Source organism: Microcoleus sp. T3_A4 (genome assembly GCF_036700465.1).
In the GTDB taxonomy this organism is placed as follows: Bacteria; Cyanobacteriota; Cyanobacteriia; order Cyanobacteriales; family Microcoleaceae; genus Microcoleus.
In genome coordinates, this window is the sequence record NZ_JAUBOY010000071.1 from 1 (window position 1) to 24,494 (window position 24,494).

At 46.9% G+C, this 24,494-nt stretch carries 18 protein-coding genes and 1 pseudogene; 14 read left to right on the forward strand and 5 right to left on the reverse strand.

Going from position 1 to position 24,494, the window contains the following annotated elements:
- The coding region (locus QUA07_RS27375; RefSeq protein ID WP_333331670.1) for a DUF4347 domain-containing protein at nucleotides 1–4,110 on the forward strand (4,110 nt) is incomplete at its 5' end.
- 87 nt (nucleotides 4,111–4,197) lie between these two features.
- Here the strand turns inward: QUA07_RS27375 and QUA07_RS27380 are convergent.
- Nucleotides 4,198–5,100, reverse strand: a complete 903-nt coding sequence (locus QUA07_RS27380) for a PEP-CTERM sorting domain-containing protein (RefSeq protein WP_333331674.1) — start codon at nucleotides 5,098–5,100, stop codon at nucleotides 4,198–4,200.
- A gap of 555 nt (nucleotides 5,101–5,655) precedes the next feature.
- Between QUA07_RS27380 and QUA07_RS27385 the strand changes: the two genes are divergently transcribed.
- Nucleotides 5,656–5,778: a hypothetical protein gene (locus QUA07_RS27385; RefSeq protein WP_333331677.1), complete on the forward strand. Its 123-nt coding sequence runs from the start codon at nucleotides 5,656–5,658 to the stop codon at nucleotides 5,776–5,778.
- A 201-nt stretch (nucleotides 5,779–5,979) separates the two neighbouring features.
- On the opposite strand, the gene QUA07_RS27390 is transcribed toward QUA07_RS27385, so the two are convergent.
- Entirely contained in the window at nucleotides 5,980–6,195 is a 216-nt protein-coding gene (locus QUA07_RS27390; RefSeq protein ID WP_333083847.1) for a hypothetical protein, read from the reverse strand.
- 616 nt (nucleotides 6,196–6,811) lie between these two features.
- On the opposite strand from QUA07_RS27390, the pseudogene QUA07_RS27395 reads away from it, so the two are divergent.
- The 9 genes and pseudogenes from QUA07_RS27395 to QUA07_RS27435 all read left to right on the forward strand — a co-directional run.
- Nucleotides 6,812–8,350 (forward strand): annotated as a pseudogene (locus tag QUA07_RS27395) (ferredoxin--nitrite reductase); the annotation flags it as partial.
- Between the two features lie 18 nt (nucleotides 8,351–8,368).
- The gene (locus tag QUA07_RS27400) at nucleotides 8,369–8,695 is read left to right on the forward strand and encodes a 2Fe-2S iron-sulfur cluster-binding protein (protein ID WP_333331708.1); all 327 of its coding nucleotides are present in this window, start codon (nucleotides 8,369–8,371) and stop codon (nucleotides 8,693–8,695) included.
- A 91-nt stretch (nucleotides 8,696–8,786) separates the two neighbouring features.
- Nucleotides 8,787–10,121: a CmpA/NrtA family ABC transporter substrate-binding protein gene (locus tag QUA07_RS27405; RefSeq protein WP_333331680.1), complete on the forward strand. Its 1,335-nt coding sequence runs from the start codon at nucleotides 8,787–8,789 to the stop codon at nucleotides 10,119–10,121.
- Nucleotides 10,122–10,287: 166 nt separating this feature from the next.
- Nucleotides 10,288–11,157 carry a nitrate ABC transporter permease gene (gene ntrB / locus QUA07_RS27410; protein WP_333331683.1) on the forward strand — a complete coding sequence of 290 codons (870 nt, stop codon included), beginning with the start codon at nucleotides 10,288–10,290 and terminating at the stop codon, nucleotides 11,155–11,157.
- 181 nt (nucleotides 11,158–11,338) lie between these two features.
- A complete protein-coding gene (locus QUA07_RS27415) occupies nucleotides 11,339–13,363 on the forward strand; it encodes a nitrate ABC transporter ATP-binding protein (RefSeq protein WP_333331686.1) in 2,025 nt (674 codons plus the stop codon).
- A gap of 104 nt (nucleotides 13,364–13,467) precedes the next feature.
- Entirely contained in the window at nucleotides 13,468–15,042 is a 1,575-nt protein-coding gene (locus QUA07_RS27420; RefSeq protein WP_333331689.1) for a nitrate ABC transporter ATP-binding protein, read from the forward strand.
- A gap of 374 nt (nucleotides 15,043–15,416) precedes the next feature.
- Complete coding sequence (locus QUA07_RS27425; protein ID WP_333331692.1) at nucleotides 15,417–17,588, forward strand: nitrate reductase; 2,172 nt, start codon at nucleotides 15,417–15,419, stop codon at nucleotides 17,586–17,588.
- Between the two features lie 618 nt (nucleotides 17,589–18,206).
- A complete protein-coding gene (locus QUA07_RS27430; protein ID WP_332948676.1) occupies nucleotides 18,207–18,518 on the forward strand; it encodes an RNA recognition motif domain-containing protein in 312 nt (103 codons plus the stop codon).
- A 366-nt stretch (nucleotides 18,519–18,884) separates the two neighbouring features.
- Nucleotides 18,885–19,343: a phosphate-starvation-inducible PsiE family protein gene (locus QUA07_RS27435; RefSeq protein WP_333083854.1), complete on the forward strand. Its 459-nt coding sequence runs from the start codon at nucleotides 18,885–18,887 to the stop codon at nucleotides 19,341–19,343.
- Between the two features lie 69 nt (nucleotides 19,344–19,412).
- Here the strand turns inward: QUA07_RS27435 and rimM are convergent, their stop codons facing one another.
- From rimM to QUA07_RS27450, 3 genes are all read right to left on the reverse strand, one after another.
- Nucleotides 19,413–20,054 carry a ribosome maturation factor RimM gene (gene rimM / locus QUA07_RS27440; RefSeq protein WP_333331711.1) on the reverse strand — a complete coding sequence of 214 codons (642 nt, stop codon included), beginning with the start codon at nucleotides 20,052–20,054 and terminating at the stop codon, nucleotides 19,413–19,415.
- A gap of 169 nt (nucleotides 20,055–20,223) precedes the next feature.
- Nucleotides 20,224–20,856, reverse strand: coding sequence for a response regulator transcription factor (locus tag QUA07_RS27445; protein WP_332995821.1), 633 nt, complete (start codon nucleotides 20,854–20,856; stop codon nucleotides 20,224–20,226).
- Nucleotides 20,857–20,942: 86 nt separating this feature from the next.
- On the reverse strand, nucleotides 20,943–22,217 hold the full coding sequence (locus QUA07_RS27450; protein ID WP_333331697.1) for a molybdopterin-binding protein: 1,275 nt from the start codon (nucleotides 22,215–22,217) through the stop codon (nucleotides 20,943–20,945).
- A gap of 117 nt (nucleotides 22,218–22,334) precedes the next feature.
- Here QUA07_RS27450 and QUA07_RS27455 point away from each other — a divergent pair, with 117 nt between their 5' ends.
- The 3 genes from QUA07_RS27455 (at nucleotide 22,335) to cobO (ending at nucleotide 24,390) form a co-directional block, all read left to right on the forward strand.
- Nucleotides 22,335–22,952 (forward strand): hypothetical protein, encoded by a 618-nt coding sequence (locus QUA07_RS27455; protein ID WP_333331699.1) that lies wholly within the window; start codon nucleotides 22,335–22,337, stop codon nucleotides 22,950–22,952.
- A gap of 165 nt (nucleotides 22,953–23,117) precedes the next feature.
- Nucleotides 23,118–23,696: a Uma2 family endonuclease gene (locus QUA07_RS27460; RefSeq protein WP_333331702.1), complete on the forward strand. Its 579-nt coding sequence runs from the start codon at nucleotides 23,118–23,120 to the stop codon at nucleotides 23,694–23,696.
- Between the two features lie 58 nt (nucleotides 23,697–23,754).
- Nucleotides 23,755–24,390: a cob(I)yrinic acid a,c-diamide adenosyltransferase gene (gene cobO, locus QUA07_RS27465; RefSeq protein WP_333331705.1), complete on the forward strand. Its 636-nt coding sequence runs from the start codon at nucleotides 23,755–23,757 to the stop codon at nucleotides 24,388–24,390.
- Nucleotides 24,391–24,494: the final 104 nt, after the last annotated feature.

The following is a 24,494-nucleotide window of genomic DNA, read 5'->3' on the forward strand; positions in this document are numbered from 1 at the left end:
TTGGATGGGAACCGGGATGCGATCGACCAAATTACTCAAATTTTAGCTCTTCGTACCAATATTGACAGCATTCACATAGTTTCTCACGGGGCTCCGGGCAGCTTGCAACTGGGCACAACCAGACTGTGTTCTGACAATCTGGAAACTTATTCCGAGAAATTGCAGCAATGGCGGAGTGCCTTAACTATGGGTGCGGACATTCTGATTTACGGTTGCAATGTCGCATCAGATTCTCACGCTAGTCCGAAAGTCCGCCAGGGGTTGAAACCCCTGTCTCAAAGCGAAAGTCGGTTGAAACCGACTGGAAACAACCTCAATAAACAGTCCTCTTCAGAGGACTTTCGCTATGAGACGGGGGTTTCAACCCCCGGCGGAACCGATGAGTACGCGATAAACGATCGACTGGCGATCGATGATGAATACGCGATCGATCGTGAAAACGCCGTAATAGATCGAGAATACGCCATAGACGATCGACGCGCGATCGATAATCAATATGCGATCGATCGTAAACACAAAATAGACGGTTTCGCTTTCATCCAGCGCATCGCCCAACTCACAAATACCAACGTTGCCGCCTCCAAAAACCTCACCGGCAGTGCAGCAAAAGGTGGCGACTGGGAACTAGAAGTCACAACCGGAAAAATAGCAGCACCTTTAGCATTTCGGCCCGAAGTTCTAGCAGCATACAACCACGTCCTTGCAACCTTAAGTGAAGCCAGAAACTATAGTTCGGGCCAAGGAAGGATTTCTGACATTGGTACGGGCGATTTTAATGGTGACGGTTTCCTCGACTTAGTAGTGCCAATGGGGGAAAACAACTTCCCAAAAGATCTTGCCATATTGTTGGGGACGGGTACTACGGGCAGCTTTGGTACTCCTATCAGCTTATTTAAGCCAGGTAAAGAGAATCCCAATGGCGTTGCAGTGGGCGACTTTAATGGAGATGGCAAACTCGATTTAGCTACAACGAATTTCGGTTTTTCCAATAACGGCAATTTCGTTTCGATCCGACTGGGGACGGGTACTGGCAGTTTTGGCGATCCTACCAATTTCGGTCAAGGGATAGATCATAAGTCGATCGTAACCGGTGACTTTAATGGAGATGGCAAGTTAGATTTAGCCACAACTCCTTACTCCATTTTTGATAACTTCATTTCAATACTTTTTGGAGACGGTACTGGTAGCTTTGGCACTTCCGTTAATATTAGTACACAAACACCAAAGTTTACTGTTGCCACAGCCGACTTTAACGGCGACGGCAAACTCGATTTAGTCACGTCTAACAATGAAAAGACTAATAACATCTCCGTTTTCTTAGGAGATGGTAAAGGCAACTTTAACTCCCCCGTTAACCTTAGCTCCCCCACTAACAATGGCAGCACCGGCGGGACTCAGCGAACCGTCGTCACAGGCGACTTTAATGGTGACAGCAAACTCGATATCGCCACTAATAACAGCACCGATAAATCTGTCTCAGTCTTCTTGGGAGATGGTACGGGTAATTTTGATACTGCTAACAACTTTAATGTCGCAACTACTGGAGGATTTCCCCAATCTGTGGTTGCAGGGGATTTTAATGCCGACGGCAAACTCGATTTAGCCACGTCTAACTACTTTAGTACCTACCTTTCAGTTTTGTTAGGAGATGGTACGGGTAAATTTGGTACTCTCAGCAACTTTACGATCCCGAATTCTTTCGCATATGCTTATATGCTTGCGAGAGATTTTAATGCTGACGGCAAGTTGGATATAGCTACGGCTTTCGATCAAAATGTCTCTGTTCTGCTGAATACATCGAATACAGTTAATTTCGGTGCGGCCACTTACAGCAGCGTGGAAGGAACAACAGACACAGTAGTTAATATTCCCGTCAACATCACCGGTGGCACTCCCTTAAACGATGTAGTTGTGCCAATTGTCCTCGACTCCAGTAGCACTGCCACCGAAAATTTAGACTACACCTTTTCCCCTACTTCGATTACCTTCCCCGCAGGTGCAACAGGTGACGAACTCACCAAGAATATTGCAGTTACTATCAAGCCTGACAATCTCTCTGAAAACCCCGAAACTGTAATTTTCAACTTGGGTACAATTGCTGGTGGGATTGCGGGCTTCACAAAAAAAACAACTCTAACTATTTCCGATCGGGTTTCTGTTGCTTATGCCATTACCGCCGATACTGCCAGCATTGACGAAGGCAATAGCGGCAAAAAACCTCTAACTTTCACTGTTACTCGCAGCAACGTCACTAACGGGGCAAGTAGCGTCAAATATGCAATAGGAGGAACTGCTACCAACGGGAGCGATTATAACAATATCGGTGGCACTTCTGGGGCAAAAACTGCTACTGGCACGATTAATTTTGCGACGAGTGAAACATCAAAAACCATCACTCTGGATGTGTTGGGCGACACCATCGTTGAACCCGATGAAACTATTACCGTCACCCTGTCCGATCCCACAGGCGTCGCAGCGGTAACACCAATAATTACCGCTGATACCGCTACCACAACTATTATTAACTACACTGCACCGACGCCGACGCCAACGCCGACACCAGAACCACCGACACCGACACCAACGCCGACACCGGAACCACCAACGCCGACACCAGAACCACCGACACCGACACCAGAACCACCAACGCCGACACCAGAACCACCGACACCGACACCAGAACCACCGACACCGACACCAACGCCGACACCAGAACCACCGACACCGACACCAGAACCACCGACACCGACACCAACGCCGACACCAGAACCACCGACACCGACACCAGAACCACCGACACCGACACCGACACCAGCGCCAACACCAACGCCAACACCGCCGACGCCAACACCGACGCCAGCGCCAACACCGCCGACGCCAGCGCCAACGCCATCGGAAACTCCGACGCCATCGGAAACTCCGACGCCATCGGAAACTCCGACGCCATCGGAAACTCCGACACCATCGGAAACTCCAACGCCGACACCATCGGAAACTCCAACGCCGACACCATCGGAAACTCCAACGCCGACACCATCGGAAACTCCGACTTCACCAACGCCGACACCATCGGCAACTCCGACGCCAACGCCATTGGAAACGCCGACACCAACTTCAACTGAAACTGATTGCATTTGCAATACTATTGAGTATCCAAATTTGGATGTACCCAATGAATTTGAAAATACTATCACCAGCAATGGCAGCGGTGAAATCCAGTTTGGTACTCCAGACAATGATGCTTTTTACGGCAGTTCAAACCCGAACATATTCGATGCGGGTTTCGGCAATGACAACTTATACGGGGGCGAAAACAACGATACTTTTTACGGCAACAAACAAAATGATTTTGTTAGCGGCGATCGGGGAGACGATCTCGTGTTTGGTGGCAAACACAATGATATCATTTTTGGCGGTGAAGGTGAAGATCTCATTTTCGGCGATCGCGGCAACGATTCGATAAATGGTCAGGAAGACAACGACTTACTTTTTGGCAATTTAGGTGCTGATTTTATCGACGGCGATCAAGGAAATGATATCGGATTTGGGGGTAAGGGAAATGATATTATCTTTGGCAACGAAGGTGAGGATAGTCTTTACGGTAACTTCGGAGATGATAGTATCTGCGGAGGTGATGGCAATGATTTCTTAAGCGGAAATCAAAATAACGATCTGCTAGACGGATGCCTTGGGAATGACACTCTTTATGGTGGCAATGGTAACGATACATTGCTGGGAGGTAGCGGTGATGATGTTTTGTTTGCGGGCCGCGGTGATGACAGTTTGAATGGCGGTGATGGCACCGATCTTCTACTGGGTGGTAACGGTGATGATTTGCTGACTGGCGGTTTGGGAAGTGATATTTTGTCAGGAGGTGCTGGCAACGATCGATTCTTGCTTTCCACCAATTCTGGCATCGATACTATCTTGGATTTTGAGGATGGCAAAGATTTGCTAATACTGGCCAACAATCTCACTTTCTCCCAACTGTCAATTACTCAAGAAAACAGTGCAACTTTCATCCGTTTGTCAGCAAGTGGTCAGATTTTAGCTTCTCTGAATGGGGTGTCTGCCAGCGTGATTAATGCTGCCAATTTCAATCTAGCTTAGAGGAATAGTAGATACAGCAGATTGCAGTTTATGAAGTGCAGGACACGGCAATGCCGTGTCCCTACGGGGATCGATCTAAAATCCATTTCAGCTAATCTTGTGCTGAATTTTGCGTTTCGCTGCACCAATACCTAGAATCCCAAATCCTACTAAAGTACCGAAGATAGTAGCAGGTTCTGGTACTGGTTCAGCAGAACCTTGTTCAAATGAGCCTTGAATAGCGATCGCATCGTTAGCGCACTCGGCAAAAAAGTTAGCAATATAGTTCCCCGAAGGCATTGAGGATTTATTGAAACTGAATCCAATTGTTTGAGAACCTACTGCATTAAACTGAGCGAAATCAAGACCGAGGGCGCTCAAAGTTGCTGGCGTTAAAAAAATAATTTCTCCTACTTTTGTACCCGTAGCTATTGAGTTGAGAATCGTCGAGTTTCCTGTTTGTAGAAAATAGGGGTCTGTGGCAGCTAAATCGCCCATTGATGGGGTTCCGCCTTGAGATGCCACTACCGTATTGAATTGATTTAAATTGCTAAAGCCAGAGTTAGTTTGGGTGACGTTTTTCGCTGTAACATTTGTGTAAACGCCTGTTGTCGCCACGCCGGAGTCATTTCCGGCGGCAAAGCGGATACCAAACAAGCTGCCGTTTGCGTTAGCTGTATTGAAGTTTTGACCGGAAAAATTGAAGAATAAATCGCCGTAGTTGATGTTGCCTCTTTGAGCTAGTGGGTCGGCATATCCTGCTAAACTTAGATTAGAATTGATGGCGATGAAAGCTGTATCTGATGTTTCTTTGATGGCGATGCCGTAAAATTCAAATTCCCCGCCGCCGATTTGGGGCCCTGTCACGCCGTCGTTGAAGGAATCGATCGCATAGTTCCATCCGTTAGATAGCGTTGCTGCTGTAGCTTTTTGTTGCTGTAGTGCGAAAAGGGCACAGAAAATAGCCACTGAGTAAGTCCAGTGGATGCTGTTTTTAGCAATGGATTTCATAAAATGCTCCCTGGGAATTATTGTTAAATTGTCAAGTCTGCTCGCTCGACTGTTTTTAATTTTCAGTCAATCATATATTTCGCCTGAATATATTAAAATATTGCTAAAAATTTGGTCGGGCGATCGCATTATATCAACTATATTGGTTAAAAAAACTCACCAATGGCAGTAACTAAATACAGGATTTATGCAGGCACAGTATAAAGTATGGCTGCATAAGTCTTGTAGAGGTGCAAATAAACCAACTACCGGGTTTAGGCGGTTGAGTCCAGCCATAAACTGTCTGCAAGTCAATATCCAGGCTATACCGGCCCCTACAAAATGTTATTGTTTTTTCCTGCCGCTCGACTTAATTGATTTTTTATCAATTACAAATGAATTTTGACAAAAGTGGGCGTGATGTTGTAGATGCCGATGCCTGCTTCTGTTAATATTTGGATTGTTTGATTAATAATTTTCATACATTGTCTTTCATTTCCAGCCCTGTTCAATAGACCTCTCCAATAATTATTGTGGAACAGGCATCCTGCCTGTTCAAGACAGGCTTTTCTGGAAATGTCTAATAATTATAATTACGTTGCTTGGGATGACTTCATTCCTCAAACTCCTCAAATGCCGATCGCGCACAACAATTTTATTAATTTTACTATCAGCGTTCAACCCAACAGGCTCTCATGAATCAGCACTTTTTCTGTAAGTGCCGCCCAAAGCGAGAATTGGATAATCAAAAAAAATCATACGGCAAGAACGATCGCACGTTTTTAGAACACCCAATTAACTTTCTGCCCTACATCCGCAGGCATGGTGGGTTCCTTCTAACTCCGTCGGTGGTTTCTACACTTGCAGCGCTGCATAAATCCATCAAATTTTTAAATGCTGTTAATATATCGCCGACAGTTCGTTGACTATCTTAACTCTTCCCTTGAGCACAGAACGCAGCAGGCGGTTGATCGAATGTCTGTATTCATCGTCGAGAGAGTCATCCAAAACAGCAGCCATCAAGCCGTAGCGATCGGCTAAAGTCAAACAACCCGTATCCGTAACAGAAGCAAGCATTTCGGAAATAGCGCCGGGGAGAAGTTGAACTAAAAACATGAGACATTCCCTGAATTCGATGCTTATATCATCTCTCTTTCTTGGAAAATCAAGAGTGACGCTGGCATAGCACACAATGTGATGTTTTGAGGCAAACTGTGTGACAGCGACCCCTCTAATGTTGTGACGATCTCTTTCTAAGTCTGCGATCGCACTCACAACATTAATTTTAGATATTCCAATTTCCCCCTCTCCCCTCCTAAATCTAAAGATTTAGAGAGATTTTTCGGTTTTGGGGGTGTCTTTACCCATTTCCCATGTATAAAACGCATCGGCCCTATGCGAAATATTCATAAAACTCAATATTTTGTAAAAATAGCTACGAATATTTACAATCGTGGGCTTTACATTAGCTCATAACAAAGGTGCATCGAAACGCAGCGATCAACCGAATCATCGGTAGGTAGCAACTATAACCATAAATAGTTTGGCGACGTTCGAGCCAGTACCCAGTCAAACTCAAGTTTACAGAAGACCAACCATGCTTAAAAGAAATTCCATCTAGTAACTAAATATACAGTTTTAAATCCATACAGTCACTAAGGTTAGCAGGAAACACACACTTTATGCTCCAAGTCAATACCTCCCCACACAAGTCAGCAGCGAGGGTAAACCGATGACCCAAACAGTAGAACCCAAAGCCCAAGCGAGCCTGAACAAGTTTGAAAAACTCAAAGCCGAAAAAGATGGCTTAGCATTAACAGCCGAACTCGACCACTTCGCCGCCATCGGCTGGGAAGCAATGGACGAAATCGATCGCGAGCACCGCCTCAAATGGCTCGGCATCTTCTTTCGGCCAGTAACTCCCGGCAAATTCATGATGCGGCTGCGCTTGCCCAACGGCATCATTACTAGCAATCAAACCAGAACCCTAGCAGAAATCGTCCAACGCTACGGCGACGACGGCAGCGCCGACATCACCACCAGACAAAACCTGCAATTGCGCGGAATTCGCATCGAAGACGTACCCGACATCTTCCGCCGCCTCAAAGAAGCGGGCATGACCAGCATCCAGTCTGGCATGGACAATGTACGCAACATCACGGGTTCCCCAGTCGCGGGCTTGGACGCCGACGAACTGATAGATACGCGGGAACTGGCGAACCAAGTCCAAGACATGATTACGAACAGCGGCGAAGGCAACCCCGCGTTTTCAAATTTGCCGAGAAAGTTTAATATTGCGATCGCAGGCTGCCGCGACAACTCAGTCCACGCAGAAATCAACGACATCGCCTTCGTACCCGCTTACAAAGACGGCAACATCGGCTTTAACGTTTTAGTCGGCGGTTTCTTCTCCGCCAAACGCTGCGAAGCTGCAATTCCTCTCAACGCATGGGCAAGTCCTAGCGACGTTGTAGATTTGTGCAAAGCAATTTTAACTGTGTTTCGCGATCAAGGCCCGAGAGCAAACCGCCAAAAATCGCGACTGATGTGGCTGATTGACGAACTCGGAATCGAACAATTCCGAGCCGAAGTCGAACAAGAATTAGGTCGCACTTTGCCCGCCGCCGCGCTCAAAGATGAAATCACCTGGGACAAACGCGACCACATCGGCATCTACCCCCAAAAACAATCAGGGCTCAACTATGTAGGGCTGCACGTTCCCGTCGGACGGCTGCAGGCATCGGATTTGTTCGATTTGGCCAGAATCGCCGAGGTTTACGGCAGCGGCGAGCTCAGGCTGACTGTGGAAGAAAACGTGATTATTCCCAACGTTCCCGACTCGCGGATTGAATCGCTGGTCAAAGAACCGCTGTTGCAGCGTTTTTCCATCGACCCCGCACCGCTGACGCGAGCCTTGGTTTCCTGTACCGGCGCCAAGTTTTGCAACTTCGCCCTCATCGAAACCAAAAGCCGCTCCGTGGCAATGATTGAGGAACTCGAAGCCGAACTGTCAGTTCCCAAACCTGTCAGAATTCACTGGACGGGTTGCCCCAATTCCTGCGGTCAACCCCAGGTAGCAGACATTGGTTTGATGGGAACAAAAGTTCGCAAGAACGGCAAAACCCTCGAAGGTGTAGACATTTACATGGGAGGCACAGTTGGCAAAGACGCTCATTTGGGTGCTTGCGTCCAAAAAGGCATTCCTTGCGAAGACCTCAAACCGCTGCTGCATCAACTGTTAGTCGAGCAGTTTGGCGCAGTTCCCAAACAGATTACAGGGGATGTAGCTGTGCTGAACCGGCAACTGCAATTGACGGTTGAGGAGGGCGAAACAGCAGTCTCGGCAGCCAAACGTCAGACATCTACTGTTATTTTCGCTCGATCGGGCAAAGAAGTTGCTTGCAGCGAAGATGAGTTCATTCTCGATGTTGCCGAACGGGCAGGAGTCGAACTTGACAGCAATTGCCGGTCGGGAAGCTGTGGCACTTGCCAGCAAAAACTCCTAGAAGGCGAAACAGTCTACGACAGCAAACCAGACGCGGCGGCAGATTTAGAACCAGGGTTCATTTTAACTTGCAGCGCGCGGGCGATCGGCAAAGTGTCGATCGACGCCTAATCTAATAAAGTGAGGTGCGATGCAAAGGTCGCGAATCAATCTCACATCTCACATTTCCACCATCTCAAAGTACAACAACAATTCAAGACAAATGAGCAACCTTTCTAGAAGAAAATTCATCATCACCGCCGGAGCAACAGCAGCCGGCACCCTCCTAGCCCACGGTTGCAGTTCCGGTTCGACCACATCTAACGGAGGTGCAACCCCCGCAGCCGGTGGCGCATCACCCAGCGCTGCCCCAGCAGTCAACATCAACCCTGCCGACGCCCCAGAAGTTACCGCAGCCAAACTCGGATTCATCGCCCTCACCGACGCAGCACCCTTAATCATCGCCCAAGAAAAAGGGTTATTTGCCAAGTACGGCATGAAAGACGTACAAGTTACCAAACAAGCATCTTGGCCAGTTACTCGCGACAACTTAGAACTCGGTTCCGACAAAGGTGGCATTGACGGAGCCCACATCTTATCTCCGATGCCTTACCACATGACATTAGGCACTATTACCAAAGGCAATCAGCCAGTGCCGATGTACATTGTCGCCCGGTTAAATACTAACGGTCAGGCAATTTCCCTCAGCAAAAAATACCTAGATTTAAAAGTAGGTACAGACAGCGCACCTCTGAAAGCAGCTTTTGCAAATCAAAACGTTCCTATTGCTATGACCTTTCCCGGCGGCACCCACGACTTGTGGATACGCTACTGGCTAGCAGCCGGCGGTATTAATCCAGATACAGATGTTTCCGTGATTCCCATACCGCCGCCCCAAATGGTAGCGAACATGAAATCTGGCAGCATGGAAGCCTTTTGCGTAGGCGAACCTTGGAATGCTCAGCTCGTTACTCAAAAGGTAGGATACACCGCCTTAATAACTGGAGAAATGTGGAAAGATCATCCTGAAAAAGCTTTAGGTTTAAGAGGAGATTGGGTTGACAAAAACCCCAAAGCTGCAAAAGCAATTACAATGGCCGTACTGGAAGCCCAGCAGTGGTGCGACAAGGCAGAAAATCACGATGAGATGTGCCAAATTATCTCTCAAGATAAGTGGTTAAAAGTTCCAGTAGCAGATATTATCGGTCGCTCTAAAGGTCAAATTGACTACGGTACCGGCCGCATTGAAGCTGCCAGCCCTGTGGCGATGAAATTCTGGGCCGATAATGCTTCGTATCCCTACAAAAGTCACGATGCTTGGTTCTTAGCTGAAAATATTCGCTGGGGTTATATCCCAGCAACTACCGACATCAAAGCAACCGTTAATAAAGTTAACCGGGAAGATATTTGGAAAGCAGCAGCGACAACACTTGGCGTCCCCGCCGCCCAAATTCCTACTACTACTTCTCGCGGTGTCGAAACCTTCTTTGACGGCGTGAAGTTTGACCCAGAAAAACCAGAAGAATATCTGAAGAGTCTGGCAATCAAAAAAGCATAATTAGTTGGTTGAGTGTTGACTGTTGACTGTTGACACTTGACAAATACCTAAAAGTGACGGTGTTGAACAGAGTGAAACGCAGGGTGCGTTCCACCAAATAAACCAGTTGAACTCTGTTCAAAGTATCTAAAAATAATCGATTATTCACAATACTGCAAAAAGAAAAATGGCAACAAACCTCGCTGTTACTAAAAGCAAAAATCCAGTAAATTTCGTTCTGGATCATGTTCAAAAAAACCGCCGAAAAATCATCCGCCCGCTGGTAGCAATTACAGTTCTGCTGATAATCTGGCAAATCCTCTGCAATAGTCCCGACTCCAGCTTGCCAGGGCCAATCAAAGCTGTCCAAGAAACCTGGAATCTGATTATCAATCCGTTCTTCGACAACGGCGGTACAGACAAAGGCTTGTTCTGGCAAATTTTTGCTAGCTTGCAGCGGGTGGCGATCGGCTTTACTTTGGCAGCAGTTCTCGGCATCAGTTTAGGCATCCTGATCGGTACAAACTCCCTAATGTTCGATGCTTTAGACCCGCTGTTTCAAGTATTCAGAACTATCCCGCCCCTGGCTTGGCTGCCGATCGCCCTGGCTGTATTTCAACAGTTCAATCCCTTTGAAGGTCTGGGGATGAAAGCTAACGAAGTTTCAGCACTTTTCGTAATCTTAATTACAGCAATTTGGCCGATTCTAATTAACACCACAGTAGGGGTTCAACAAATACCCCAAGACTACAGAAACGTCGCCCGCGTCTTGCGCCTCCCTAACCAAAAATACTTCTGGAAAATCCTGCTTCCCTCTTCTGTTCCTTACATCTTCACTGGCTTGAGAATTGGCATCGGTTTGTCTTGGCTGGCGATCGTAGCTGCGGAAATGTTAGTCGGCGGCGTCGGCATCGGCTTCTTCATCTGGGACGCTTACAACAGTTCTAGACTCAGCGCCGTGATTCTAGCAGTGCTTTATGTAGGAATCGTCGGTTTAATTTTAGACAGAATCGTTGGTTTCATCGCGTCCAAAGTTGTTCCAGAAGAACAGAAATAGAATTTGGGCATCGGGCATCGGGCATCGGGCATCGGGCATCGGGCATGGCGAATGGGGAACGGGGAATGGTTGCCAACTACAAACTGGTAGAAATGAGTTGTAAATTAATGCCCAATGCCCAATGCCCAATGCCCAATTAATAATCAGCATCATACAAATTACAAACTAACCTAAAATTACCATGTCAGTATTTGTTGAAGTAGACCACGTTGACCGCGTATTTAACTTGCCCAATGGAGAGCAATACATCGCTCTTAAAAATATCGAACTGAAAATTAAAAAAGGAGAATTCATCACCTTAATTGGGCACTCTGGCTGCGGCAAATCTACGTTGCTAAATATCATCGCCGGTCTTGACAAAGCTAGTCAGGGCGGGATTACTTTAGAAGGACGCGAAGTCCGCGATCCAGGCCCGGACAGAATGGTGGTGTTTCAAAATTACTCGCTGCTACCTTGGCTGACGGTACGCGAAAATATCGCCCTAGCAGTAAATGAAATTTACAGCGGCAACTCTCAAGAAGATCGCGAGTTGGTGATCGAACACCACATTAAATTAGTGGGACTCGGACACGCCGCCGACAAACGCCCAGGCGAAATTTCTGGGGGGATGAAACAAAGAGTTGCGATCGCCCGCGCCCTGGCGATTCGCCCGAAATTGCTGCTGCTAGACGAACCCTTCGGCGCCCTCGATGCCTTAACTCGCGGCGGTTTGCAAGACCAGTTGATGAAAATTTGCGAAGAAAGTAAAGTCACCAGCGTGATGGTAACTCACGACGTGGACGAAGCTTTATTACTGAGCGATCGCATTGTGATGCTCACCAACGGCCCGGAAGCGCAAATCGGGCAAATCCTCGAAGTGAACATTCCCCGCCCCCGCAAGCGCATGGAAGTTGTCAACCATCCGAGTTACTACGCGCTGCGTAACGAAATGGTTTACTTCCTCAACCAGCAAAAGCGGGTCAAACAGCGCCGGGCCAAACAACAACCGCCTGTGATCGCCCGCAACGGTTTGGAAAAAATCAACCTGGACATCGGCTTTATTCCCCTCACCGACTGCGCCCCCTTAGTAGTAGCTAAAGAAAAAGGATTTTTCAAAGCCCACGGCTTGGAAGAAGTTACTCTCAGCCGCGAACCTAGCTGGAAAGCGATCGCCAAAGGAGTCGCCGAAGGACGGCTGGACGCAGCGCAAATGGTCGCAGGAATGCCGATCGGGATGCTGTTGGGCCTCGACGGTGAAGCCCCTGTACCCGTCTGTAGCGCTATGACGCTCTCTCGCAACGGCAATTCGATTGTTTTCAACAAAGACCTCTACAGACAAGGCATTCGGACATTAGAGGATTTCAAAGCTGCGATCGCCAAGACTCCCGATAAAGTTCACACCTTGGGCATGGTACACTCTGCCTCCATGCACAATCTGCTGTTCCGCTACTGGCTGGCCGCCGGCGGCATCGACCCGGACCTCGACGTGGGCTTGACCGTGATTCCGCCCCCGCAGATGGTATCGAATTTAAAAGCAGGAAACATTGACGGTTACTGCTCAGGCGACCCCTGGAACTCCCACGCAGTCAACAGTGGTACGGGTTTTGTTATGGCCCGTTCCCTCGATATTCTGCCCGGACACATCGAAAAAGTTCTCGGTGTTAGTGAAGATTGGGCTCAGAAATATCCTCAAACCCACCTCGCCCTCGTCAAAGCGCTTTTGGAAGCCTGCGAATACTGCGATGACCGGCGCAACCGCGAAGAAGTCCTAGCATTGATTAGCCAAGAACAATACATTGGCGCCGATCCGAAAGACATCCGTCCAGGGTTCATCGATCCGTACAACTCTGGTACGGAGGCAGAACCAGAAATGCTCTACAATTTCAACCAGTTCTCTGTTGACAAAACCAATTTTCCAGACCGCCTAGAAATGGTGTGGGTGATGGCGCAGATGGCTCGCTGGGGACTGATCCCGTTCCCGAAAAACTGGGTGGAAGTGGTCGATCGAGTTTTGCGGCCTGATGTTTTCGGTCAAGCAGTGCGTGAATTGGGCTTGCCGGATATTGCCAGAGATCGCCGGACGATCGAGCTATTTGACGGCACTGTGTTTAATCTCGACGACCCGATCGACTATCTTCACAATGTCAAAATCAAACGTGCCGTCCGCATTGAAGAAATCTTAATTGAACAAATAGGCAGTCAGTGTTCCATCAAACTGCCAGCATAACCAGCAAATAGGAAGAGGGAATGAGGAGCAAGAAATCAGGAAACAAGACTCCACATTTCCCGCTTCCTAAGTCCCTAATTTCAAATTCTCAATCCAAAGTTGTCATGTCTAATTCCTCAACCCAAAATCCAAATCCTGAAAATATGCAAACTCTAAAAACTCCCCAAAAAACCAAACTTCAAACGCCCAAGCAAGACTTTCTTACGATTAAAGACGTATCGAAAGTCTACGAAACTCCTAAAGGCCCTTACGTGGTTCTCGACGGTGTAAACCTGACTATTAATGAAGGCGAATTTATTTGTTTGATCGGTCACTCTGGCTGCGGCAAATCAACTTTGCTGAATATGATTGCGGGATTCAACGGGCCCACAAACGGAGAAGTAGCCCTGGAAGGTTCGCAGATTACTGAACCAGGGCCCGATCGCATGGTGGTGTTTCAAAACTACTCCCTGCTACCGTGGCTGACTGCTACTGAAAACATTCACCTCGGCGTTGAAAATGTTTACCCGGAAAAGTCCGCAGACGAACACAATACGATCGTCAAGGAACACTTGGAATTAGTGGGGCTGACCGAAGCTTGTAACAAAAGACCGGGCCAATTGTCCGGGGGGATGAAACAGCGGGTGGCGATCGCCAGAGCTCTGGCAACTCGTCCCAAACTGTTGATTTTGGACGAACCTTTCGGAGCTCTAGACCCGATTACCCGGGAAGAGTTGCAGGAAGAATTGCTGAAAATTTGGCGGAAGGAAAAAATTACCGTCATTATGATTACTCACGATATTGATGAGGCTTTGTTTTTGGCCGATCGCATCGTGATGATGACCAACGGGCCTGCAGCTTCCATCGGCGAAGATATGCACGTTCCGTTCAGCCGTCCCCGCAACCGGGCACGGATTATGGAAGACCCGAAATACTACGAACTTCGCAACTTTGCTTTGGAGTTCCTGTTTTCTCGCTACGCCCACCACGAAGAAGGTGAAGAAACGGACTCGGAGACAGAAGCCGTCGCGCTACCGATGCCATTACCTGCTAGCAAAAAGCCTGCGGTTGCTGACAGGCCTCTTGCACCTGCACCTTTTGTGTCTCACGCTGCCGAACCCTCAGAAGCCTCGTCGATCAAACGCGGCATCCTGGCAGCCTCGTGGTTCGTAGCAATGTTTACTTTAGCTGCGGTCAATATGTCTGTTGTTTCCAGCCAGCTAAAGCAAGCGAAACTAGCAGAAACTGCACCACAGGCGCCGACTGCCGGGGCGATTGTGAGTTCTCCCCCCAGCCCGCAAATCGCAGCAAGTTCGATCGCACCGACTGGTAGCCCTGCACCCCTCGCTGCTGCTGCAAGTCCTGCACCCATTGCTGCCACCACTGCCACATCAGTGATTTCTGACAAAGCCGAACTCGATGCGATCGGAAAGCAGTTGTATGCACAAATCGACCAAAAATGGAGAACAACTCCGACATTTACCGAAAGCTTGACTTATCGGGTCAAAGTAAAACAAAACGGGGAGATCCTACAGTTCGATCCCACAAATAAAGCAGCTAAAGATTTCGTCAAAGAAACTCCTCTGCCGGTTTTGCAAACTCCTGCAGATGCCGCAGCAGGCTCTGAAAAAACTGCTGAGTTCCAAGTAACTTTTAGCCCCACCAACGGTGGCGTATTAGAAGTTAAAACAGAGAAGTAGGCGACATAATACTTCCGCACTAAATCTCGAATTGGTATTAACAACCAGGTCAAAAGTAGTACCTGCGCGCTGTTTGAACTCGGCAAAAATTCCTCCTATCCCCCATTCTTGGGGGTGACAAGAGTTAGGTTGAAATTTCCTCTGTTGGAGTAAGATTTAGCAGCAGTCAGAAGCTGACTACAAGCGAGAGCGAGCCAGATTTTTAGTAAGATAGCGGGTAATTCTAAATCAGGGTATTGTCCGTTTCTGTGAAGCATATATGCGGTAAGTTAGTAATGATTGACACGTTATTTGCAGGAGCCCTCAGTTCCGACTATAATGACAAATTACGAATTACCCATTAGCTTTCAAAAATTAGCATCTAAAATCACCAGATGGAAACTATAAAAACTCTTTGCCCATACTGCGGTGTAGGTTGCGGTCTAGAAGTTGTTCCCGACAAAAAACAAAGTTGGAAAGTGCGGGGCGATCGCAATCACCCATCGAGTCAAGGCATGGTTTGTATTAAGGGAGCAACCGTAGCAGAGTCCATTCGGAGCGATCGGCTACTGTATCCGATGATGCGAGATACTCTCGACCAACCGTTCCGCCGCGCTAGCTGGGACGAAGCTTTCGATGCAATTGTTAACCGCATCCAAACAATTCGCAGCACCAGCGGCCCCGATGCTTTGTGCGTTTACGGGTCGGGTCAATTCGCAACAGAAGATTATTATATTGCCCAGAAACTAATGAAAGGTTGTCTGGGTACTAATAATTTTGATGCTAATTCTCGCTTGTGTATGTCTTCAGCAGTCTCTGGATACGTTCAAAGCTTTGGCTCGGACGGGCCGCCTTGCTGTTACGACGATTTAGAATTAACAGATTGCGCTTTTATTATTGGTAGCAATACAGCGGAATGCCATCCGATTGTATTCAATCGATTAGCTAAGTACCACAAAAAGCATCCCCATGTCAAGATGATTGTGGTAGATCCAAGGCGGACTCCGACTGCGGAAGCGGCGGATTTGCACTTAGCAATTAAACCGGGTACGGATATAGATTTGCTTAATGGAATTGCATATTTGCTGTTACGCAGGCAAGCAATAGATGCTGAGTTTATTGAAGAATGCACGGCGAATTTTTCAGCTTTTGCTGAGGTTATTAGCAGCTACACGCCGGAGTTTGTAGCCTCGCGCTGCGGCATTACTGTCAGCGAGTTAGAAACGGCGGCAAACTACTGGGAACAGTCGCAGCGGGTTTTGTCGCTGTGGTCGATGGGAATGAATCAGTCGTCGGAAGGCACGGCAAAGGTGCGATCGCTGATTAATTTGCACTTAATGACAGGTCAAATCGGCAAACCGGGATGCGGCCCGTTTTCCCTCACCGGCCAGCCAAATGCGATGGGAGGGCGGGAAGCCGGAGGACTGTCTCACTTGCTCCCAGGCTACCGATTTGTGAAAAATGCTGAACACAGAACCCAAGTCGAGGAGTTTTGGGGAATCGCACCGGGAAGCATTTCCCCGAATCCAGGCCGCACAGCTTGGGAGATGATTACCGGTTTGGAAACTGGCGAAGTCGAGTTGCTGTGGATTGCAGCTACTAATCCGGTGGTGAGTATGCCGGATTTGGAACGCACTAAAGCCGCTTTGCTGCGATCGCCCTTTACTATTTATCAAGAAGCTTACTATCCCACTGAAACCTCCGCCTACGCTCACATCCTGCTGCCGGCAACGCAGTGGAGCGAAAAAACCGGAGTAATGACGAATTCCGAACGCCGCGTTACCTTTTGTCCCGGTTTCGACACTCCCTCCGGGGAAGCCCGCGACGACTGGAGCATTTTCGCTGAAGTCGGCCGCCGGTTGGGTTTTGCCCAACACTTTGCTTTCGAGAACAGTGCGGAGGTTTTTCAAGAGTACGCGCAGTTGACGCGGGGCCAGCCTTGCGACATGACCGGTCTGAGCCACGAATACATCCGCCAACAAGGCCCCCAGCAGTGGCCTTGCCGGGAAAACGAGCCTGTGCATCCAGCGAACGAAGCGAAACGGCTGTATACAGACAGGCGTTTTCACACTCCGGACGCGCGGGCGAGATTTTCGGCCTATCATTCGCGGGGACTGGCAGAACCTCCCGATCCGAATTATCCGTTTGTGTTGACGACAGGCAGAGTTTACGGACACTGGCACACGATGACGCGGACGGGTAGAACAGAAAAAATTAATCAATTGCACCCCGATCCGTTTTTGGAAATTCATCCGCGTGATGCGGCCAAATTGCAGATTAAGGAGGGGGATTTGCTGGAAGTTCGATCGCGCCGCGGCAAGGCGCAGTTTCCAGCAAAAGTCACAAAGGCGATCGCCCCAGGTACGCTATTTGTACCCATGCACTGGGGTTCTCTGTGGGCCGAAGGTGCTGAAGCCAATGCCATGACTCATTCTGCAAGCTGTCCAGATTCCAAACAGCCTGAGTTAAAAGCTTGTGCGGTGCAGTTGGTGCTGGTTGGGGCAGAAACTGCCGCAGAAGTTGAGGAATTTAATTGGGCAAAATCCACCCTCGCCGTCACTTCTTGAGCTGCCGTCCAACTACGGGATGTTACAAATCACCGAAGAACGAGCGGGAAGCCGCGGGGGATAGACAGGGAAACGAGAGGAACTTGGTTGACGTTCGGCGAGCACTCAGTCAATCACGCTCAGTCGAACGATTGAATCTTTACTCCACAGATGAATCTGGGATATTGAACAAGAGTCGAAAATTTTGCACTCTTCCCGACAGGAGTCCGGGGCTTGTATCCGTTTTTTGGGGTAACAACCTCTCTCGATCGAGCAATTTTGAACTCGGACATACCCTACACATAAATCTTAAATCCCAAATCCCAGATCTAAAACCTAAAATCGTTATGCCATTACGCAGCCTAAAAACTGCGTTTCCCCGGCAGAGCCCGGGAATAAGGAAAATTAAATTTATTTATTCTAAGTTTTTCCTTCTTGATTGGGAGTTTTTGCTTCGGCTGAATGCCTTATGGCCAAAGGCTTATGCTTTCTTTTTAATTAATCGAGTCAGACAATTGCCGTTTGCACCTCAAGGTGCTATAATCGTTTTACAAGGCTTTATTTTCGGCAGTGCAGTTCGTTCGATCGGCGTTCCTCCGGATTTAAATCTCTACACCCTCTGATTCTGGAGAATGTTCAATGTCAATCTATGTCGGCAATTTATCCTACGAAGTAACGCAGGAACACCTCAACCAAACTTTTGGAGAGTACGGAACAGTAAAGCGCGTTCAGTTGCCTGCTGACCGGGAAACAGGTCGGATGCGGGGTTTCGCTTTTGTAGAAATGTCTACTGAAGCCGAAGAAGCCGCAGCCATTGAGGCTCTTGACGGTGCTGAGTGGATGGGTCGCGACCTCAAGGTCAATAAGGCAAAACCCCGCGAAGAACGTGGTTCTTCTAACAGCGGTAACTGGGGTAACAACGATCGCGGTGGCAATTCTCGTCGCTACTAAACCACCCGAGCTAAATTTTTAGCTATCTTCTATAGCGCGTCGGAGCAAACTGGGAGTCAACAATCATTCTCTGTTGAGAATAGATAGTTAGTTCAGTCGTCGCACCGCGCCTTAAAAGCCTCAAAATATTGCTAGACAATAGTTTGAGGTTTTTTTATGGCAAAAATTTATTAAGTAGGAGTTCATCGCGCGCGATCGATTCCTAGCTGACACGAAAAACTATAAGATATAACCGGCAAAGAGAGCCGCCTTTTCCCAAGTACCCGGGTGATGCCGTAAAACCAGGCAATCACAGAGTTTTGCGCTTGCAAAGTGTACCGAACAATGACAAAATTATTAATTAAGAATTAAGACTAAATCACTTTTATGCTGAAAAAAATATTTAGGCAAATTTCCAAGTCAAGCAGTGATGAAAATTTTCTGCATTTTACAGAAAGTGTAGAAGTAGTAATATCGAAAATTTTATCACTGGCGATGATTTGGGTAATTCTCCTCAGCGTTTGCGATTTGCTGATTTTTTTAGCAAAAGAATTGGTAAACCACACTGATAATTTGTTAAAAGACACGTTGTTTGTCATATTTGGGTTATTTTTAAATGTTTTAATTGCTCTGGAAATCTTAGAAAATATTACAGCTTATCTGAAAAAGCACGTAATTCAAGTAGAGCTAGTTATTGTAACTTCTTTGATAGCAGTATCTCGAAAAATCATCATTCTTGACCTGGAAAAGAAAACCGCAGCCGACTTGATTGGTTTGGCGACAGCAATTTTCGCGCTTTCCATCAGTTACTTGATAGTGCGGTCTACAAATAAAGGAAAAGATTAATATCGGGAATTGAGAAGTGGGAATTGTTAATAACTAATATCAGATCCGGTCGAGCGACCGGACATGATATTATTCCAACAAACCAGGAGGAGGCACAATTTCAATTCGGCCTTGTTCTAAGTCAACAACTGGCACAATCTCTTCCACAAAAGGAATCAAGATTTTTGTGGATTTAGGCTCTTTAACGCGAATTTTCCGTGGTTTGCGGGTATTTCTGGGGTCAGCGTTGGCTTGGGGAGTTTCACGCTGTTTTGGCTTTTCTAATTCTGCGGCGACAGTTTCCGGCGCGGTTAGATTCGTTTCTACTTCTAAAAGGTCGTTACCTGCGGGAATAATATCACTTACCTTGCCTAAAATTTCCCCGGTTAACTGGTTAAAAACTTCCATACCGATCAAATCTTGGACGTAAAACTCATCAGATTCGAGGTAAGGTCGATCGGTCTTTTCAACAAACAACTTACAGCCCCGCAGCGCCTCAGCACTATCGCGGTCTTCCACACCCTCTACCTCTACAGCATACAGCCCTTTGCCCGGAATGTAGCGACCGCCCAAAAACTCGATCGGTTCCGGTTCACTTTTGTTAGGGCGCAAAATCCACCGCTTCCCCGGTTCGATAAACCTTTCCGGGAAATCCGAATCGGGATAGACTCGCACTTCCCCGTCCAAACCTTGAGCTGCTACAATTTTACCGATTTCTATCCATTTAGACATAAACTTTTTGGGAATTAGGAATTGGGAATTAGGAATTGGCAATTGACAATTGACAATTGGCAATTGGGCATTGGGCAAAAAAGCATCTTCGCAGAAAAGCCTTGGTAGCAAACAACAAATAACTACTGACTAATGACTACTGACTAATGACTACTGACTACTGACTTCTTTACACCAATCCAGTTCTCAGCGCTACAACTGCTGCTTGCACGCGGTCATCCACTGCCAACTTATTCATAATACCGCGAACATGAGTTTTAATAGTATTTGGACTCAAGTAAAGCGCCGCTGCAATTTCGGGATTGCTGTTACCTTCCACCATTAATCTTAACACCTCCAATTCCCGCTGCGACAACTGACCAAAAGTAGTTGTAGAGGCAGGTATCGGGGGTTTGAGGTGTTCGATGACAGTCCGGGCAATTTGAGGATCAAGATATGTAGCGCCCTCTGCTGCGGCTGCGATCGCTGCTAACAGCCTGTCTACAGAAGCACCTTTAATACAATAAGCATCAGCACCACTAGAAAGGGCAGCAATAATTTCAGTTTCTGCCGTGTGAGAAGTTAACATTACGACTCGAACTTCGGGCAGTTGTGCTTTAATTTGCTGCGTCGCTGCTATGCCGTCGAGCCGCGGCAAACCGATATCCATTACAATAATATCAGGTTTGAGTTTCAGTGCGGCTGCTACGCCTAAATAGCCGTCTTCTGCTTGTCCTACTATTTCTATTTCTGGGGAATCGGCTAAAACTTGCTCTAATCCCAGTTGCATCATCGGGTCATCTTCAACAATTAAAATTCTCATAATTAATTGGCAATTGGTAATTTTTCCGGCTGACTGTTGACTGTTGGCTGCCAACTAACTACTGCCAAGTGACTACTGTCAACTGACTAATGACTAACTTTTAAAACCTCCACGAATTCGCCCGGTACAATCCAGGTATCCCCTGGTGGCAAAACTGCTAAACCACTCGTATTGGCGAGGTTAATTAAATTCGCTGAATTTTGGCTGCCGCTAGCAGGTTCAAATTCCCAGACTCCGGCAACTAAATGTAGTTTACCCCAAACATAAGTTTCGCGCTGCCCAGGCGATCGCAATTCAGCATTACACCTAGCTTTGAGAAACTCCGGCCCCCAAGCATCCAGGGCAAGCCCAGACATCTTTTTCAAAGCAGGCACAACAAAGCGCCAACAGCAGACTAAAGCCGAAACCGGATTTCCTGGCAAACCAAAATAGAGACAATCCGAACTCAAACTCGGCGAATCATCATTCTTTTCACCTCGTTTAAACGCAGCAACCGTTAAAGGTTTTCCCGGCTTAATCGCCACAGAACTAATGTGAATTTTTCCTCCCAAATCCCCCAATATTTTCTCAATATAATCGTAGTCTCCTACCGAGACGCCCCCCGTAGAAAGTACCACATCCGCCGTCGCAACAGCCCGGGATATCGCCTTATTTAACGCATCTTCATTATCAGGAACAATGCCCAATCGAATCGGTTCAAATCCCATTTGCGCCAACAAAACTGTCAAAGCATACTGATTCGAGTCTACCAGTTTCCCCGGTGCCAAAGGTTCGTCTGGCGATACCAATTCGTCACCAGTAGAAAAAATTGCCACCCGCAGCCGCCGATAAACGGGAACTTGAATGCACTGGGCAGTTGCTAACACCGCCATTTCTGGGGCATTGATAACTGTACCGGGAGTTAGCAAAGTTTTTCCTGCTTGATAAAAAGCGCCTTTGTGCCTGACAAATGCTTGCGGTTTTTCAGGAGAAACTAAGATAAAAATACGATCGCCCTCACGCCTTGTTTCTTCCTGCATTACCACCGTATCAGCACCGGCAGGCACCACCCCACCCGTAAAAATTCGCGCCGCTTGCCCCGATTGGACGGTATTTTGAGGCTGATATCCGGCTGGAATCTCTTCTACTACTTCGAGTACCACTGGTTTTTCGGCGCTACAGTTTTCCACATCCGCAAACCGCACCGCGTACCCATCCATTGCTGAATTATCCCAATAAGGAAAATCCAGGGAACCAGTGACGGCAGCAGCCAAAATGCGCCCCGATGCTGCCAGTAAGTCTACAGTTTCTACATCCCCCTGACTGTCGAGGGGTTGCGCCAAATTTAGAATGATCGATTCTGCTTCTTTCACTGACAGCATGACAGTCTCCTTGTTTTGATAACACTCATGATTAAGTTTAGCAAAATATCCAGAGATATTGGTGATATAATTTTTTTGGATTTGGGCAGTAGACCTAATTTTTGGTATTAATTGCTTATGACTCTTTCGCGCTTTGTTGTCAGACTAAATTGTTTATCTTTATTATTGGTGGCGCTACTGATATTTTTTACTCAACTTTCAGGATTAAAAGTCAGCGACTTATTCTTTCAGCCTTATTTTTCTCCCCATCCTAATGTCGCCTTGTTAACTCGTACTTTCCAAATTTTATGTTCTGTACCAGTCGTTGTTTGTACTTTCACCTATGGATTAGCTAAAACTATTCAACCATGTCCTAATGAAAATAGATTTATTTTATTTTCCGCTCTTTTAACAGGTGGATTTCTACTGAATCAAACTTACCGAATTCATATATATATGATAGCCATAGGAATTCCTAAGCTAGGAGTAAGTCTTTTATACGCCGTTATTTTGTCATCTTACGGATGGTTTTTTAGGCGAGAACTACAGTTAACTCCCTACCAAATATTGTTAGCGGGTTTGGGCTTGTTGTTTTTTGCGATCGGCGTAGATGCCCTGCATTTAAAAAACAAAATATTATCCAGTTTACTAGAGGGAGTACCTAAACTGTTTAGCGAAATTAACATTGCATTTTATTATTGGTATGTCTGTAAGTGTTTCCTGAACAAAGTTTTTTATAAAAATATTGAGAGCTAGTTATAAGTAGATGATATAATCATATCACAAGTGCCTCCCCAAACCTACAACTCAAATCCTCAGTCCTCCATCAATAATATTTACAGCATCTGCATCGCTCAGCATTTATCCGCCTTCATATACATTATCTGGCTTAAAAGTCCCAACGCATCCTGATAAAATACCATGATAGCAGTTACCATCAACTTCAACTCGATCGCCCAAATAACCGACGACCAATTTTATCAACTGTGCCGCGAAAACCCCGATGTCAAATTTGAACGCAACGCCAAAGGAGAAATAATCGTCATGCCACCCACAGGAGGAGAAACCGGAAATTACAATTTTGAAATAGCTACTGATTTTGGAATTTGGAACCGACAAACTAAACTGGGAATTTGTTTCGATTCTTCAACTTGCTTCAAACTGCCAAGCGGTGCCAACCGTTCTCCCGATGTCTCTTGGATTGAAAAATCAAGATGGGATGCACTCACTCCCGAACAAAAACAAAAATTTCCTCCCATTGCCCCGGATTTTGTCTTAGAGTTAATGTCGCCAACCGACAGTTTAAAAGATACTCAAGACAAAATGCAAGAATACATGAATAACCAAGTAAAACTAGGCTGGTTAATCAACAGCAAAACCCGCCGAGTCGAAATCTATCGCCAAGGACAAGAAATAGAAGTTTTGGAATGTCCAACAGAACTTTCAGGAGAAGATGTTTTGCCCGGTTTCGTGCTAAACTTGAAAACACTGTGGCAATAACTAGACATCTAGCATCTATCAGCGTTTATTTGCGTTCATCTGCGGTTAAAAAAATCTAATGGAAACCAATACAGAAACTACTGCAACCACTGGCTTAACAGCGGAACAACACAAACAGAAAATGCAGCGCCGCCAAGAAGTACAGGCGCAGCGAATCGCTAACTCCTCAAAAGAAAAAGGTTTAATTATAGTCAATACCGGTAGCGGCAAAGGCAAAACTACAGCCGCTTTGGGAATGGTTGTGCGATCGCTCGGCCACGGATACCGCGTCGCTATAGTACAATTTATCAAAGGAGCTTGGGAACCCGCAGAGAAAGCCGTTTTTCAACTCTGGGAAAAACAGCTAGAATTCCACGCGATGGGAGAAGGCTTTACCTGGGACACGCAAGACCGCGATCAAGATATCGCGACAGCTCAAAAAGCCTGGGAAAAATCCCTAACTTTTATCTGCAATCCCGAATTTAAATTAGTTCTTCTAGATGAAGTCAATATAGCATTAAAACTAGGTTATTTGCAAGTCGAGCAAGTGCTTTCCGGGTTAGAACAAAAGCCAGAAGAAACCCACATTATTTTAACAGGCAGAGGCGCCCCGCCAGCGCTAATCGAACGGGCAGACTTGGTGACAGAAATGACTTTAGTTAAGCATCCATTCCGAGAACAAGGCATTAAAGCTCAACCAGGTATTGAGTATTAATGTTGTTTGTCAAGACTTTTTACCCGATATACAGCAGATTCCAGGTTTATGAAGTACAGTAACAGCAGCTTGTAAACCAGTTTTTAAAGTGCTTAGGATTGACC